The 15,691-nt window shown below is 61.3% G+C and carries 12 protein-coding genes; 5 read left to right on the top strand and 7 right to left on the bottom strand.

The window, feature by feature from the left end; translation table 11 throughout:
- Positions 1 to 52: 52 nt before the first annotated feature.
- Positions 53 to 874, top strand: a complete 822-nt coding sequence (locus tag MTX19_RS16970; protein WP_280984512.1) for a polysaccharide deacetylase family protein — start codon at positions 53 to 55, stop codon at positions 872 to 874.
- 96 nt (positions 875 to 970) lie between these two features.
- The gene (locus MTX19_RS16965; RefSeq protein ID WP_280984511.1) at positions 971 to 2,308 is read left to right on the top strand and encodes a polysaccharide deacetylase family protein; all 1,338 of its coding nucleotides are present in this window, start codon (positions 971 to 973) and stop codon (positions 2,306 to 2,308) included.
- On the opposite strand, the gene MTX19_RS16960 is transcribed toward MTX19_RS16965, so the two are convergent.
- Positions 2,305 to 2,679 (bottom strand): hypothetical protein, encoded by a 375-nt coding sequence (locus MTX19_RS16960; protein WP_280984510.1) that lies wholly within the window; start codon positions 2,677 to 2,679, stop codon positions 2,305 to 2,307. The two genes, MTX19_RS16965 and MTX19_RS16960, sit on opposite strands and share 4 nt — an antisense overlap.
- A 633-nt stretch (positions 2,680 to 3,312) precedes the next feature.
- Between MTX19_RS16960 and MTX19_RS16955 the strand changes: the two genes are divergently transcribed.
- Complete coding sequence (locus tag MTX19_RS16955; RefSeq protein ID WP_280984509.1) at positions 3,313 to 3,585, top strand: hypothetical protein; 273 nt, start codon at positions 3,313 to 3,315, stop codon at positions 3,583 to 3,585.
- Positions 3,586 to 3,745: 160 nt separating this feature from the next.
- Here MTX19_RS16955 and MTX19_RS16950 read toward each other — a convergent pair whose 3' ends face one another.
- The 4 genes from MTX19_RS16950 to MTX19_RS16935 form a co-directional block, all read right to left on the bottom strand.
- Positions 3,746 to 4,597: a hypothetical protein gene (locus MTX19_RS16950; RefSeq protein WP_280984508.1), complete on the bottom strand. Its 852-nt coding sequence runs from the start codon at positions 4,595 to 4,597 to the stop codon at positions 3,746 to 3,748.
- Positions 4,598 to 4,611: 14 nt separating this feature from the next.
- A complete protein-coding gene (locus MTX19_RS16945) occupies positions 4,612 to 5,424 on the bottom strand; it encodes a uridine kinase (RefSeq protein WP_280986070.1) in 813 nt (270 codons plus the stop codon).
- 57 nt (positions 5,425 to 5,481) lie between these two features.
- Entirely contained in the window at positions 5,482 to 7,599 is a 2,118-nt protein-coding gene (locus tag MTX19_RS16940; protein ID WP_280986069.1) for a WD40 repeat domain-containing protein, read from the bottom strand.
- A 306-nt stretch (positions 7,600 to 7,905) separates the two neighbouring features.
- Positions 7,906 to 8,985, bottom strand: coding sequence for an ABC transporter ATP-binding protein (locus MTX19_RS16935; RefSeq protein WP_280984503.1), 1,080 nt, complete (start codon positions 8,983 to 8,985; stop codon positions 7,906 to 7,908).
- Positions 8,986 to 9,315: 330 nt separating this feature from the next.
- Here MTX19_RS16935 and MTX19_RS16930 point away from each other — a divergent pair, with 330 nt between their 5' ends.
- Together MTX19_RS16930 and MTX19_RS16925 are read left to right on the top strand one after the other, a co-directional pair.
- Positions 9,316 to 10,227, top strand: coding sequence for an extracellular solute-binding protein (locus tag MTX19_RS16930; protein ID WP_280986068.1), 912 nt, complete (start codon positions 9,316 to 9,318; stop codon positions 10,225 to 10,227).
- Positions 10,224 to 11,039, top strand: coding sequence for an ABC transporter permease subunit (locus MTX19_RS16925; protein ID WP_280986067.1), 816 nt, complete (start codon positions 10,224 to 10,226; stop codon positions 11,037 to 11,039). Before MTX19_RS16930 ends, MTX19_RS16925 begins: the two co-directional genes overlap by 4 nt.
- Here MTX19_RS16925 and MTX19_RS16920 read toward each other — a convergent pair.
- Entirely contained in the window at positions 11,016 to 12,269 is a 1,254-nt protein-coding gene (locus MTX19_RS16920) for an energy-coupling factor transporter transmembrane component T (protein WP_280984500.1), read from the bottom strand. The genes MTX19_RS16925 and MTX19_RS16920 overlap by 24 nt on opposite strands.
- Before the next feature lie 193 nt (positions 12,270 to 12,462).
- Complete coding sequence (locus tag MTX19_RS16915; protein ID WP_280986066.1) at positions 12,463 to 15,678, bottom strand: efflux RND transporter permease subunit; 3,216 nt, start codon at positions 15,676 to 15,678, stop codon at positions 12,463 to 12,465.
- Between the last annotated feature and the right edge of the window lie 13 nt (positions 15,679 to 15,691).

The following is a 15,691-nucleotide window of genomic DNA, read 5'->3' as shown; positions in this document are numbered from 1 at the left end:
CGGAAAACACGGTAATGCGGAACGGATTACCTAATCGGCAACGGCTTCCGCAATGAGAAATATGTTCAACGGACCCCGATTACTCCCGAATACCTTTGCAGTTCTCGCCGCGATCGTCCTTCTGCCGATCGCCCTGACCGCGCCTGCGTGCGCCGCCGAATGCCCGCGCAAGGACGCACTTGGAACCTCGCGCGTGCTCGAAGTCGATCCGGCGACCTACCCGCGGGTCGGGCTGAAGAGCTTTCCGCAGACCTTGCCGCTTCAGGATCACGAGATCGTCCTGACCTTTGACGACGGCCCGACGCCGGGGCTCACCGACAAGGTGCTGGAGGCACTGTCGGCCGAGTGCGTGCACGCCACCTTCTTCATGGTCGGACGCGGCGCAGCCGACCATCCCGATCTGGTCCGCAAGGTCGCGCGCCTCGGCCACACCATCGGCTATCACACCTGGGACCATCCCCACCTCAACAAACTCGCGCCCGACCAGGCCGAGGCCAACATCGATGCCGGTATCTCCGCGGTCGAAAAGGCCCTGCACGGAACTTCGAGCACGAGCCCGACCACGCCGTTCTTCCGGTTCCCCTACTTCGAGTCGACGCCCTACCTGCTGGGGCGGCTGGAGAAGCGCGGTATCGCGGTGTTCGGGGCGGATTTCTGGGCCAGCGACTGGAACAAGATGACGCCCGAAGAGGAGCTGAAATTGCTCACGGGGCGGCTGGAAACGATCCGCAAGGGAATATTATTGCTCCACGACCCCAGGCAGCAAACGGCGGACATGCTACCCGCCTTCTTGCGGTATTTGCGCGAGCACAATTATCACGTGGTTCACATCGTTCCGACTGCGGCGAAGACCGTTTCCGCGCAGACACATTGAACCGGAGGCCAAGGCGGGATTACAAAACCGTTAAGGCAGCATTCATGGCGCCGCCATTAAGGATACTCAGTTCGATTGGAATGCGGCCGAGGTTCAATGTTTGCTAGCGCCCTGGTGAGGCTCCGGAAGCGGTCATCGATCGCTGCCGGCGTAGCATTACTGGGCGCCTTGATGACGCAGGCCGCGCTTGCGGCGGACTGCCCGGGCAACCCCAACGCACTCGGCACCTCCCGCACCCTCGTCGTCGATCCCAGGGAGCATCCGCGGATCGGCACCATGCAGTATCCGGAGACGCTGCCGCTCGCCGATCACGAGGTGGTGCTGACCTTCGACGACGGACCGCTGCCGAAATACAGCAACCAGATCCTGGCCATTCTCGCCAGCCAGTGCATCAAGGCGACCTTCTTCACCATCGGCAGCCAGGCCCGGGCCAATCCGGAAGGTGTGCGCAAGCTCGTCGCGGCCGGACATACCGTCGGCACGCACACCCAGAACCATCCGCTGACCATGAACAAGATGCCGGTCGACAAGGCTAGGCAGGAAATCGACGACGGCATCGCCTCGACGCTGGCCGCGCTCAATGGCGACAAGAGCAAGCTGGCGCCGTTCTTCCGGATCCCCGGATTGCTGCGTGCCACGGCCGTCGAGGACTATCTGGCCTCCCAGGGCATCCAGGTCTGGAGCGCCGACTTCCCGGCCGACGACTGGCGGCACATCTCGCCGCAGCGGGTGTACGACCTCGCGATCCAGCGGATCGAGGCCAAGGGCCGAGGCATCCTGCTGCTGCACGACATTCAGCCGCGCACCGTCGCGGCCCTGCCGCGGATCCTGAACGAGCTGAAGGCGCGCGGCTACCGCATCGTCCACGTCGTGCCCGCGACACCGGACCGGCCGGCGACGCCGACCCAGCCGCAGCAATGGTACCTGCATCCGCCGACCGAGACAGTGGCGATCTCGCGCTGGCCGAAGATTCCGAATTTCATTTTCACCGCGACGAAGACGCTGCCGGCGCCAGTATTTTCCGACATGGACTGGCGTGACGCCGAGGTGCTCGATCACGCGCAGCATGCCCGCATCGGTCTGCCAAGCCGGACGCAGTGGCCGCAGCCGCTGCTTGCGCTGGCGGCTCCGGTCTCGACACTGCCGATTCCGGCGGCCAGCGTATTCAGGATTCCTGAAGCGCGCCGCCTGACGCTGCTCGCAGCCCACCATCTCGCGCCACCCGGCACGCCGCAGGCTTGGTCCGCGCGCCAGGCGAAGCGCCCCAAGCAGGCCGTGCATCAGCTGCCGGGTGCAGCGCGTGGCAAAGGTCCGGACCCTTCGCAGCATGCCGACGCTCCAGCGCAGCCGGGCGACCCGGTCCATGTCGCCAACCTGAAGAAGCGGTCGCCGCGCGCAGAGGCCACGGCAATCGTCAAGCGCGTGCCGGACTAGCTGGTCACGATCTTGGCGACGCAGAGCAGGATCACCAGCGCCAGGAAGAACAGATCGATATAGGCCTTGATCTCGCCGGCATGCCTGAGCACCGCGACGTCGCCGATGATCTGCTTGCGCGACGCCGCCGAATTGGGCCCCTCGCCGGCCGCCGAAGCCAGCCGGCGCGTCTCGCCCTCCAGCCGCTCGATGCGCTGGAAGAAATAGAAGGAGCGCAGAGCCGAGAACGCATGCATCGCCGCATAGATCAGAATCAGGATCGCGACGGTGGCGCGCTGCTCGTACTTCTCGAGGAAGTTCAGACTGAAATAGACCAGCCCCAGAAACACGAAATTGGAGACGACTCGGTAGGCGTAGCTCAGAAACGTCATCAGGCGCTCCGGGTGAAGCTGGCTTGCGGCCGGCGCGATCGGGAGAATCAGCCACGTCCGGCCGGCAGCGCCGAACCAGCAGGGCATGCGTCCGCGACGCTACGCGACCGGTGTTACAGAAAGGGTATCGACCTGTCCCGCCGCCGCAAAAATGACCGGCGCAACCGGCCGGTCACAGCGGTCCGGCAAGGCCAAATTGTGCAGGTAGTGATGGTGCGCTCGGAGGGCGGAGAAGATACGAACAATATCAATTACTTGCCGGGAATGAGCCAAAGGTGAAGTGCATTTCCCGCCTTTAGGTGCTTTTCAGCGCCAAAGCGGAGCTACACTAAGTTACATCAATATCGATTTTGGCACACATTTGGCACACACAGGAATCGCGACCGAGCCGCGCGTCCTTACGCTTCCCTACTTCGAGTATCGGACGGTTTTGAGATGCCGTACTTTGGAGCGGCTTTCTGCTCAGCGGGTCCTAGGTTCTAGCCCCAGCGAACGCGCCAGGGTCGGAAAGGACGCAACACCTACATCGTCTTCCTGTACGGATATTCAGGAAGATTAACTCTTGGGTTGTCCACGACGCCCTTCACAACCAGTTGACACCGCAAACGTTCTCTCTCCTAGGAGGAGAGTTCCATGAACGTGAAGCTTGCTATTGTCGGCCTTGCCGCACTCGGCGGCGTCGCGCTAACCGCCGCCCCTGCTTCGGCTATGCCGAATGGGATTCCGAACGCGGGTCAGGTCCCCAATGTCGAGCGGGTGCGCTTGGTCTGCAATCCGTGGGGCCGCTGCTGGTCGCGTCCGAACTACTACGGCGCATATGCCTATGGCGGGGTGGCGATGGCGTCATCCAGGGTGGCGATGGGGCTACTAACGATCAGGAAACGGTGGCTGTGGACGTTTTCTTGACGCAAGTAAGGTCTTAGTGGCATCGGCGGTTCCGTTGCTGCTCCCAAATTGCACGGCTTGATGCCATCCGCCCAAGCCGTGTGGGTGGCGCGCGATCGTCTTCCGCCTCGCCACGCACGAACTGGTGCAGTGAACTCGGTGAACCCTCCACATTGGCGCATCAGTGCGCGTCCTGCCGCACGATCGTCCCAACGTGTTCACCGCGCAGCGCCGCCTCAAGCAAGTGCGGCTTCAATCCATTGATAATTTGAAAGCGTTTCACCTGACGCGCACAGGCGAGCAGATCGATCAGCACCCGGTCGAAGGGGAGCGTGGAAAGATTGCGTTCCTTCAACTCGCTGACGGTGATTTCCTTTATGAAATTGGCGTTCGGGTTAGTGTTCGGATCGGCGTCGTAGAGCCCGTCGACATCCTTGATCAGCGTGTGGGTGGCACATCCGTAACACTCCGCCAGCAGGAACGTGCCAGCGTCCGTGCGATGCGGCGGGATGCGGCCCAAACGCGGCGGATGCTCCCAGATCGAGAACGGTGGATCGCCGTTGCAGATTACGCCCGGCGCCGACTTAATGAAAAATGGCAACATGTGCCCAAGAATTTCCGGCGGGATTGCAACGACGCCATAGGGAGCGAGAAGTGTACCAAGCAAGTGGGCGTTGCCTAGCGCGTCAATGATCCGCAACTGCGCCAGCACCCCGGTGGGTAAGCCAAGGTCCATGCCGATCGATGTGACATGGCGACTGCGAATGCCGCCCCCAAGTCCAATCACGAGCTTGAAGTTCTGAAGAGCGGCAGCGAGCGCGTCTACCAGCGGGTATGTCGCATTGCGGCCCTTGTCGATGATGGATCGTCCCCCGATCTTGAGCACATGAGCGAATGGCAGCATGCGAACGACCGGAGTTTCCGTCGAGGACATGACCTGCTTGTCAAGGAGGCTCTCACGCATCAGCATCGATTTGACGTGATGACGGCCGTCGGCTGGAATTTCGTTAAGCGGTGAATCTAATGATGACATGACACACCCCTCGATCACGCGGTGATGATGGTCCCGACTGGCTCGCCATTGAGCGCGCGGGTAAGATTGCCTTTATTAAGTCCATTGATGACCTGCACCGAACGGCGAAGTTTAGCGGTTTTCATGAGTTCAAAGACGGTTCGCTCCAGCACGACATCGACGAGATCCAGATGTTCAAGCTCCTCGACGGTTATCTTCGGGATGAAGCGGGCATTCCGATCCTTCTTGGGATCCGCCGTGTAAAGACCGTCCTCGTCTTTCACGAATATCATGGAGCGCCCCCCGAGCACTTCGCTAATCAGATAGCAGCCGGCATCAGTGCGATGAGGTGGGATGCGCCCGATCGCCGGATTGGGCTGCCAATACGCATAAGGGGGCATGCCTACGCAAACGCAGGCCTGGCGCTCTGCCAGGTACAGCGGCAATTGAGCGAATTGCGCGGGCTCGATCGACGGAATGCCGTGCTTGGCCAACAGGTAATGAATCATCTTCGCGTTTTGAACGCTCACGAAGAAACCGAGCACGCTCAACACGCCGGTTGGTATGCCGAGATCGAGGCCGACGCTGTAGGCGTGACGCGCCCGCGTACCCGCCCCAGTACCGATGATCATCTTGTGGCGGGGCAGATTCTCGACGATCTCGTCGATGAGAGGGAACACCGCGGCGCGTCCGCGATCAATGAAGCTCTGGCCGCCGATTTTGACGACGTTAGCCTCAGGGAGGATTTGCACGACTGGCTGATTGTCGAGGCCCGCCATCTTTTCGTCGTCGGTAGGACTCGCGCCCATCAGCGCTATCATCATTCGATCCAGGATTTCCTTATCCATCTCGGTTTCCTCCACCTCGCCGAGGCATGCAGCCGCGCCGTCAGGACATCATTGAAATCAATGTTGTTGCTCCATCGCTGCCCGGCACCCGACCGACAGCTCGTCCACGTGCTGGCGTAGGCACTTGCCGACATGCTGTTCGCCGAGGCACAGCTTGTCGATTTCTGTCCGGCAGGCGGATCGTCCTCCCCCGCGGGGGCCAGCTCCTTCCTGCTTCTCTTCACTGTTTTTGGGGTGCTCTTCTGAGACGCGCGCGGTTGACTCCTTGGGTACATTCCAGAGCTTCACCTTGCGATCCATACCCGCTGTCGCCACCCAGACGCCGTCATGCGAGAAGGTCACGAAATGGATCCGCTGCTGGTGGCCCGTGAGCGCGGCAATCTCTTTGTAGTCGGCAACGTCCCAGAACCTCACGACATTGTCGAGACCGACCGAAACCAGCATCTTGCCATCGGGCGAGAAAGCACAAGAGCGGACCCAGCTGGTATGTCCCTTGAGACGCGCGAGCTCTTCGTGGGTCGTGACATTCCAAAGCTGCACATCGTTGCCGGCGCCGGCCGTTGCCAGCAGCTTGCCGTCGGGAGAGAATGCTACCGCGTGCACCGGCCCCGTGTGCGTTTCAATTGTCGCTATCTCGCTCCGGGTAGCAGGATTCCAGAGCTTGACGGTACCGTCGACGCTGGCCGACGCGAGGACGCGATTATCGGGAGAGTAGGCCAGCCCCTCAACGCCACCGGTGTGTCCGACGAGTGTGGCGAGCTCCTTTGCGCTCGCGACGTCCCAAATCTTGATCGTTCGATCATACCCTCCCGACGCGATCGTCTTGCCGTCTGGCGCGTACGCAACCGCTTGGACCACGTTGGTGTGGCCGCGTAAGGTCGTACGCTCTTGACCGCTTGGCATATCCCAGAGCCTGACCGTGTGGTCGTGGGAGCCGGTGGCAAGGATCTTCCCGTCGGGTGAGAGTGCCAGCGTCACGATCGCGTCGGTGTGACCGCTGAGGGTAACGAGTGCGCGGCCGGTTGCCACGTCCCAAAGCCGGGCCGTGTGGTCCTGGCTGCCGGATATGACGATCTTGTCGTCCGGCGTAAACGCCACGGCGGTCACGTAGCCGGTGTGACCTGCGAAGGATTCTCGCTCTTCGTCCTTCACGGCTTCGGTAGGCGTCCGAATTCCCCGCTTGAGGACGTCCTCAACATCCCACACCTTGGCTAGTTTATCCATTCCGGCGGTCGCCAACGTCTTGCCATCCGGAGAGAACGCTACTCCACGCACACGATCACCAGCGTGCGGCACGCTCGCCAATTCTTGTCCGCTCGCTGCGTCCCAGATTATCAGGGAGTCGTCCTGGCTGCCCGCGGCAATGAGTTTGCCGTCTGGGGAATAGGCGACGCAGAGTACCTCGCTCTCGGTCCCCTTAAGGGTCATGCGCTCGGCGCGCGCGGTGACATCCCACAGCCGCACCGTCGTGTCCATACTGCCGGTGACCAGCGTCTTGTCGTCCGGCGAAAAGGCGAGCCCCCGCACGCTATTTTTGTGCCCCGTCAGGGTTGCTTCCTCGCGGCCGGTCGCAACGTCCCAGATCTTGATGGTATTGTCGTTACTGCCCGATGCCAGGAGCTTGCTGTCGTGGGTGAATGCCAGCGATCGGACCGCGCCCTCGTGATTGAGCTGCGCCCGTTCCTTGCCGCTTGCGACGTCCCACAGCTTGATCGTGTTATCGTGGCTGCCAGAAGCTACGGTCTTGCCATCGGGGGAGAACGCCAGGGAGCGGATCATGTTTGTGTGGCCGCGAAATGTCGCGACCTCTCTTGCAGCAGCCCAATCCCATAGTTTCACGGTTGCGTCATAGCTGCCCGTTGCCAACAGTTTGCCATCCGGCGAGAAAGCCACGGCCTCGACCACACCCTCGTGTCCCGTCAGGGTGACGAGCTCTTTGCCGCCGGCCGCATCCCACACCTTCGCAGTGCGATCATAGCTGCCCGTGGCGATGTATTTTCCGTCCGGCGAGTAGGCCACCGAGGCGAGCGCGAGGGTGTGGCCTTCCATCGCGGCACGCACCTGCGCTTGTCCCGGGGCCACCGCTAAGAGCGTGAGCAGCAGTGTGGCGACCAAGGTTTGCATGCCCCGCACTGCCAACGCCGATTGAAGCCCAACTCGATTAAATCGTGACATGGCTTCCTCCTCGTCCAGGCTTGGGCGCGCTGCCTGGCATTCGCGGAGCGGCCCTAGCGTTCCTGGCTCACTCCCTCGGAATCAGGTGAATGGCAGGGGCATTGACCAAAGCAGTTATTTTTCCTTGCCGCCGTGCGCGAGACCTCCTTCGAGACCTCAGATGAGCTCCGCAGCAGGTCGTTTAGCGCAGCTGCGTTTATCAACTTCCGTTTGCCCTTTCAGTTCATCGTGAACACGCAGGCACCGCCTTTGCTGCAAAGGCAACCCATCCCGAAGCGACGGCAAGCGTGCCAAGCGGTCTTGCGGTCATGCCTGCCTCGTCATTGGCGGCATAATGTGAAGATCATCCGCAAGCAGCGAGACCGTAACCGGCTTGCCGACAGCAACCCCGTACCGCATCGCGGTACGGGTCGGGACGCTGAACGCCAGCAAGCCGACTGCATCGCAGTTGATCGTACCCTTGACGCGCACAAGAATTTCCGCAGTGCCGCCAAGAATGAGCATCTCCGCGACGGTGCCGCGCACCGAGTTCCCATGATCGCCGCGCGATGATTGGTGTTGCCGATGCAAGACGACGCTGCCTGGCGGTACCAGCCAGTCTATCTGCGATCCCGCGGGAAACGCCGGTGCAAGGCGCGCTTCAAGCGTGTAGCCAAGCCACCGCAGGAGAGTACGATCTGAATCGGACCGACGCCCGACCACCTCCCCTTGAAAGAGGTTTTGCTGGTCGACGAGGCGCGCTACCTCGGCGTCGCGTGGCCGGCTCATCACCTCCGCCGGCGAACCCGTCTGCAGCGACCGGCCACGGTGGAGAACGACCATCCGGTTGGCCAGTGACACCGCCTCGTCCAGATCGTGCGTGACCAGGATAATCGGAAGCCGAATCCGCTCGCGAAGCTGCGCCAGCTCTCGCTGCATCTTACGGCGCGTTACTTGGTCGACAGCCGAGAATGGTTCGTCGAGCAGTAGAACGGCCGGGTCACGTGCGAGCGCACGGGCGAGCGCCACGCGCTGTTGTTGACCGCCGGAAAGTTCCGCCGGGTTCCGACCTTCAAGCCCCGTGAGATTGACAAGCGCAAACAATTCGCTTGCCCGAAGCGCGCGTCCGCTGCGGGGCAGACGGCCAAGCGCAAAGCGCACGTTGGCCTCGGCCGTAAGATGCGGAAACAGGGCGTAGTGCTGAGGGACGAATCCAACCGAGCGCCGTTGCGGCGGTAAGTCGATGCCGCGCCCTGTATCCAGCCACGTCGTTCCGTCGCACGCAATGAACCCCTGCTCGGCACGGTGTAACCCTGCAATGCAGCGTAGAATCGTTGTTTTTCCGCTGCCTGATGGGCCGACAAGGGCCAGCAACTCGCCACGCCCACAGTCAAGCTGGAGGTCCAAGGGGATTGGCCTCTCCTGCCGGAGTCTGACGCGCAGGTACTGCACGTCGTCAGGCGCAGTGGAAAGGGTACTCGCCGCATTATCCGTGCGTGACACAAGCCCAGTCATGGACATCAAAACTCGGTCTTAATGGACGTGTTCCAGCAGCGAAACCGAGCGACCACACCTTTATCCGCTATCCGCCGCGATCAAACGCATGCAGCCGCCCTCTGCAGCCGCCCTCTTGAGACTGTTCGCAAGCGACCTTTGCTTGAAGATGCCGAATGCGTCTCAATATAGATAGTCAAGGGACAAACGTCGACTTTCCGTCCGGGTTCATGGGAGGTCTAGATGCGCTCTATCTTCTGCGCCACGACGGTGTTTGCTGCCGTCTTCTCGCAGGCTCCCGCAGCTCGGGCGGACGCGATCCGTGTGGGTTACGCCGGTTCGATGGGCGTTGTCATGGACCGCGTCCTCGGCCCTGCGTTCGAGAAGGCGCACGGCGTTCAGTTCCAGGGCATTGGCATGGGCGCCTATGCGCTTGCCCGACTCCTCGCCGCCAAGCAGCAGCAGGCGGATGTCTTCGTCTCCATTACGCCCGGTCCAGTCAAGATTGTTCAGGAGGCGGGACTGCTTGGCGAAGGCGTCCCCGTCGCAAGCACCCAAATGGTCATCACATATAGTCCAAAAAGCCGCTTTGCCCCACAGTTCGAGGCTGCGGCTGCCGGCAGGACACCCTGGTGGCAAGTGCTGAAATCGCCCGGACTCCGTTTTGGCCGCACCGACCCTGCGATTGATCCCCAAGGACAAAACATCATCTTCGCGATGCAACTCGCTGAGCGATACTATAATCAGCCCGATCTAGTCTCGACGATCCTTGGCAGCTATCAGAACCCAACGCAGATCTTTACCGAGCCTTCACTGTTAACCCGTCTGGAGGGCGCGCAAATCGACGCAGCGTCCGGTTACCAAAGCGCGACCATCTCCCATCATCTTCCCTATGTTCCCCTCCCGGACGAGATCAATCTGAGCAATCCGGACAAGGTGGCCGACTGGTACGGCAAGGTCGAGTTTACGATAAAGCTTCCGAGCGGCAAGGAAACAACCTTCCACACGCAACCGCTCGTGTTCTACGCGGGAGTGCTAAGGAACGCCAAAAATCCGGAACTCGGAAAGAAGTTCATTGATTTCCTGTTGAGCCCCGAGGGCCAGAAGCTTTTTCGCGATTCTGGTTATGCAGAACCCAAAGGGGGGAAGATTTGACGAACGTTCTGCCATCCGAGCATACGTTGGGCACGGGCCGCGACACATGGCGCCCGGTTCGGCCGATAGCGGCGATGGTCGGAGTGCTGGCGCTTTGTTTCCTGATCGCACCCTTTGTCACGCTGATCTTTGTCACCGATTGGCGTGGCTTTCAAATCGCATCCGGCGATTGGAGTGCGGCGGGCACCTCTCTTCTCTACAGTTTCGTTTCAATGCCGATCTTGATCTCTCTCGGGACGCCGCTTGCCTGGTGGCTGGCGCGCAGTGAGTTCCCCGGCAAGTGGGTGGTGGACGGGCTGCTGCTATTGCCCTTGCTCACGCCGCCGCTTGCGATGGGCATGCTGTTAATGTCGCTCTATGGACCGTACAGCAGGGTTGGTTCGTCGCTTGAGGCGTTTGGAGTCGTGCTTACCAACAGCGCCGCAGCCTTCACCTTGGCTCAGGTGTACGCTGCAACCCCCTACTACGTCGTGTCGGCACGAGCCGCTTTCGAGGCTGTACCGCGAGACCTGGAGCAGGTTGCGTTAACGTTGGGCAAGGAGCCGTGGCAGGTCTTTCTCGAGGTGACCCTGCCGCTGTCGCTCCTGGGTCTCGTCGCGGGACTGGCGCTTGCCTGGGTCAGGGCCCTCGGGGAGTTCGGTATTGTCCTGATCGTCGCCTACTACCCGCAGGGAATTCCCGTAAAGCTCTGGGTCAATCTCCAGGATATCGGGCTTTCCGCGGTATATCCCTTACTCTGGCTGTTCTTCGCTGTCGCCATGCCGCTGCCATTGTGGCTAGGTCTGCTTTCACGGCGACGTGGCATTTTTTGACTGATTCTGCGCCGCTTCCGCCCTGTCCGGCTTGAGGGGCGCCTCGCCGTCACGAGCCTCCGCGGAACCGTCCTGGACTTGCGCCTCGCGAGAGAAGACGCGCAGCACGAACATGGTCACGAAACCGCTCAAAAATCCCGCCAACAGGTTCGGCACCAGTTTAGCCGCGGGAAAGAGATAAATTTCCGCGCGCGCGCCCAGAAGGAATACCAGGACGAGCTCCGTACTGGTCCTGGCAACGGCGGCGACAAGCCCGAGCAGGCAGTAGCCGAGCGCCCAGACAGGCAACCGGCGCACTAGCGGATATGCAAGGTCGATCACGAGGCCCGGCGCGATGTGTTTTAGGACCTCGAGCACGCCAAACCTCCCGTCTCCCTGCAGAAAGCCGATCACGCCCATAATGGCGCCTGCGGCGGTGGCCCCCCAGCGCGAATGGGTGAGGCGCGCCGCAAGTACATACAGGGGGAACAGGAGAAGAGCCTTGTGCCCCGAAGCAAAGGGTAGACCCGGGAGGATTTTGAGCATCTTGAAGGATGCCATGCAGAGCGCAATGCCGCTCACGACGGCGACGTCATGAGCGAGTCTGGCTTCGAGCTTGGGCCCGACTCCTTCGTCGGATTGCCCGGCCGCCAGCTCCATATTCGCCTTTATCGATTGCACGAAGCTGCCAACATCGCCGCGCAACAAGCGCTTGAGCGCCGTGAAGGTCCCCGGCTGCGCGCCAGCTTCACGTTGGCGTCGCCCGCTTCGCCCATCAGCGCCGCTCAGCAGCGAGAGCGTCCGATCGAGCGAGTAGACGAACAACCCCGGCAGCCGCAACTGTTGCAGCCCGTGCACCAGATCGTCTCCCCTCCCCGTCAGCCGAACCACAGTCGAGGCGAGCAAGACGGTCAGAATCTGCAGGCACATGACCGCGGCGCGATCGAGACCGGTCACGTTGAAGGGAACCAACCATCCGACGCCTGGAACTTGCCAGTGCAGCGCGAGGTCCTCTGCGGGATGCTCCGGCGGAAGCAGCGTGTAACAGCCGATTAGGAACAGGAACAACCATTTGAGCCGCCACGCCGGACGCACGATCTCACTAATGGAGATGCGACAAATGAGCAGCGTGAGTACCTGAAGGGCGATCAAGGCCGGGACAATAGCCCAGCGGAGGGGATGCGTTGCGGACAGCGCCGGCAGCACGAACGTGACCACAGTCACGACGAGCAGATAAATGACCTTCAGCACTGCCGCCCTGCTGCTTTGGTCGTTCCGCGAGGAAGCCACGTCGCTGCTCCAACGCTAGTTCGTTCCGCCTATCGGCCGCCCGTTCCGGTGTACTTAGTTTCGGCCGCCGCGCTCTGCCATACCGCCGCGCTCTGCCATACCATGGCACATGTTCTGCACCGGCTGACTGCCAGCCTGACGAAGGATCATCGCGCTACGAGTGAAGTCGATCGCGCCCTCCGAGACGATGCCCTTCGGCGTCGAACACAAGAGGCGCAGGCCAAAGCCGATGGTGCAAGCCGTCCAGCAGAAGATAGATCACCGGGGTCGTGTACAGCGTGAGAACCTGTGACACGAGCAAGCCGCCGATGATGGTGATGCCGAGGGGCCGACGCAGTTCCGCGCCGGGGCCGGTCGCGAGCGCAAGCGGCACGGCGCCGAGCATCGCCGCCATCGTGGTCATGAGGATCGGCCGGAACCGTTCGAGGCAAGCCTCGAAGATGGCGCGCTCCGGGGGAAGCCCGCGCCGGCGCTCTGCTTCAAGAGCGAAATCCACCATCATGATGCCGTTCTTCTTTACGATCCCGATGAGTAGGATAATACCGATAAAGGCAATGACGGTCAGCTCGGCACCGAAGATTCGCAATGCCAGCAATGCTCCGAGCCCCGCAGAAGGCAGCGTCGAGATGATCGTGATCGGATGAGCAAGACTTTCGTACAGGACGCCGAGCACAATGTAGACGGCGATCAGAGCCGCCACGAGCAGGACCGGCTGAGCGCCGACCGTTCGCGCGAAAGCCTTGACGTCACCCGCCACCTCCGAATGGATCGTACCAGGCAAATGCAAGTCTGCGACCGCGCGCTGGATACGCGCATTGGCCTCCTCCAATCCCATGTTCGAAGCGAGATTGTAGCTGATGGTGACGGACGGGAATTGTCCCTGGTGATTGACGACAAGCGGTGCGAGGGTTTTCTCGAAACGCGCGACCGCCGAGAGCGGCACCTCGTTCGACGAAATACCGGAGATGACGCCTGTCGCTGCATTGGTGGCCTGCGCTATTGCGATTGCGCCGGCGCACCCACTGTCGCCGGAAGCGCTGCCGCTCGCCTTGACAAAGACCTGGCTCAGGCTGGAGGGATCGCGCTGAAACCGCGGGTCGATCTCCAGGATCACCCGATACTGGTTACGCGCGCCGTAAATGGTTGAGACCTGCGCCTGAGCAAACGCGTCACCGAGCGCGTTATCGATATCTTGCACATTGACGCAAAGCCGAGCGGCTGCTTGCCGGTCAATGACAAGATTGGCCTGCAACCCGCCTTGCTCACGATCGCTCGCCACGTCGATCAATCCGGGAATCTTCCGAACTTGCTCGAGTATCTTTGGAGTCCAGCGAGTCAGCTCCTCGATATCCGAGCTCCACAGCGTGAACTGATATTGAGATTTGCTTAAACGAGCACCAACCCGCAAATCCTGGGTCGGCACCAGGAACACCCGCAACCCGGTGACGCGGGCCAGTTCTCCGCGCAAGCGGTCCGCGATGCGAGCGATGCTGAGCTTGCGCTCCGAGAGCGGTTTGAGGCTGATGAAGAGCCGTCCCTGGTTGATTGACGGATTGAATGTCGAAGTGCCGATCGAAGACCCCACGCTCGCAACCGCGGGATCCGCCTTGACGATCGCGGCGGCGCGCTGCTGGAGACCCGACATAGCTTTGAACGAGATATCGGATGAGGCCTGCGTCGCTCCGATCAGGAGCCCGGTATCGTCTTGCGGGAAATAACCTTTCGGCCCTTTGATATAGAGCGAGACGGTCAACGTTACCGTAAGCAGCATAACGAGCAACGTGAGCGCCCGGTGGTGCAACACCGCGCTAAGAGTCCGGCCATAGGCGCGGATGAGCGCGTTGAGGACAGAATCCGCCACACGATCAAGACGAGTCGAATCGGCACTCGGAGGCGCACGGATGAAATGCGCACAGACCATGGGAGTGACCGAGAGAGATACGGCCATTGATACCACGATGGCGAAAGCGAGCGTTACCGAGAATTCACGAAACAGCCGCCCAACGATTCCTCCCATGAATAGCAGCGGGATAAACGCTGCAATAAGCGACACGCTGATCGATACTACTGTAAAGCCGATCTGTCGGGCGCCTTCGAGCGTCGCGCGCAGCGGCGAGCGTCCTGCTTCGAGGTTGCGAAACACGTTCTCGATCATCACGATCGCGTCGTCCACCACGAATCCGACGGAGACCGCCAACGCCATCAGCGACAAATTGTCTATGGAATATCCCGCGACCCACATCAGTGCGCAGGTGCCTGCGAGCGAAAGCGGCACGGTTATGCCGGCTGCAACGGTAGGGGCGCCCCGGCGCAGGAACAGGAAAACGACCAGCACAACCAGCATGATCGTCGCGCCCAGCGTCAGCTGCATGTCGTGCACGCTCGCACGAATTGTCTTGGTGCGATCCGACAAGACCGAGATTTGCAGATCGGCAGGGATCCAGCCCTTGAGCTCGCCGAGAACCTGATGAATGTGGTCGATGGTCTCGATGACATTGGCTCCCGCTTGCTTCGTGATGATCAGCAGCACTGAAGGCTGACCATTGAACCAGGCCGCGGAAAGCGTGTTGCGCACCCCGGACTCGATCGATGCTATGGCCGAGAGCCGAACCACCGATCCGCTCGCGGTGCGTACGATGACCGGATCATAGTCGGCGGGCTTAAACAGCTGATCGTTGGTGGCGATAGTCTGCAGCTGCTGCCGACCATCGAACATGCCAATCGGGCCCGCCGCATTGGATTTGACAATTGCAGCACGCACATCGTCCATCCCGAGCCCCATCGAGGCGATCGCGGCGGGATCGACCCGCACCCGAACGGCGGGCTGCTCGGCGCCATTTACAGTGACCTCCGCGACCCCTTGGACCTGCGCGATGCGCTGCGCGATGACCGAGTCGGCGATGTCGTAAATTGCGCTTGGGGCAATGGTATTCGATGTAAGCGCAAGTATCAGGATTGGCGCCGCTGCGGGATTGCTCTTCTTGAAATAGGGCACGGTGGGCAAATCGGTCGGCAGATCGCTCGCTGCGGCATTGATGGCTGCCTGCACATCACGAGCCGCACCGTCGATGCTACGATTGAGGTCGAACTGCACCGTGATACTGGTCGAGCCGAGCGAGCTGATTGAGGTGATTTCCGTTACACCCGCGATCTCAGCCAGCCGCCGCTCGAGCGGTGCGGCCACACTTGCAGCCATGGTGTTGGGATCGGCGCCCGGACGGTTGGCGCCAACGCGGATGGTCGGGAACTCGATGTTCGGCAAGCTCGCGACCGGCAAGAATCCGTAAGCGACCGCGCCGACCAGAAACAACCCTATCGCGAGCAACGCCGTCCCGATTGGCCTGCGAATAAACGGATAGGAAAAGTTCATCGTCTGCGTCGTC

The organism is Bradyrhizobium sp. ISRA464 (assembly GCF_029910095.1).
In the GTDB taxonomy this organism is placed as follows: Bacteria; Pseudomonadota; Alphaproteobacteria; order Rhizobiales; family Xanthobacteraceae; genus Bradyrhizobium.
Note: the sequence above shows the minus strand (reverse complement) of the source record. Positions and strands in the feature narration are given on the sequence as shown.

What these genes read in the sequence shown, in the direction of transcription:
- MTX19_RS16945 (WP_280986070.1), bottom strand. Translation starts at nt 5,424, where the DNA reads ATGGATAAGGAAATCCTGGATCGAATGATGATAGCGCTGATGGGCGCG.
- MTX19_RS16950 (WP_280984508.1), bottom strand. Translation starts at nt 4,597, where the DNA reads ATGTCATCATTAGATTCACCGCTTAACGAAATTCCAGCCGACGGCCGT.
- MTX19_RS16955 (WP_280984509.1), top strand. Translation starts at nt 3,313, where the DNA reads ATGAACGTGAAGCTTGCTATTGTCGGCCTTGCCGCACTCGGCGGCGTC.
- MTX19_RS16965 (WP_280984511.1), top strand. Translation starts at nt 971, where the DNA reads ATGTTTGCTAGCGCCCTGGTGAGGCTCCGGAAGCGGTCATCGATCGCT.
- MTX19_RS16940 (WP_280986069.1), bottom strand. Translation starts at nt 7,599, where the DNA reads ATGTCACGATTTAATCGAGTTGGGCTTCAATCGGCGTTGGCAGTGCGG.
- MTX19_RS16960 (WP_280984510.1), bottom strand. Translation starts at nt 2,679, where the DNA reads ATGACGTTTCTGAGCTACGCCTACCGAGTCGTCTCCAATTTCGTGTTT.
- MTX19_RS16930 (WP_280986068.1), top strand. Translation starts at nt 9,316, where the DNA reads ATGCGCTCTATCTTCTGCGCCACGACGGTGTTTGCTGCCGTCTTCTCG.
- MTX19_RS16970 (WP_280984512.1), top strand. Translation starts at nt 53, where the DNA reads ATGAGAAATATGTTCAACGGACCCCGATTACTCCCGAATACCTTTGCA.
- MTX19_RS16915 (WP_280986066.1), bottom strand. Translation starts at nt 15,678, where the DNA reads ATGAACTTTTCCTATCCGTTTATTCGCAGGCCAATCGGGACGGCGTTG.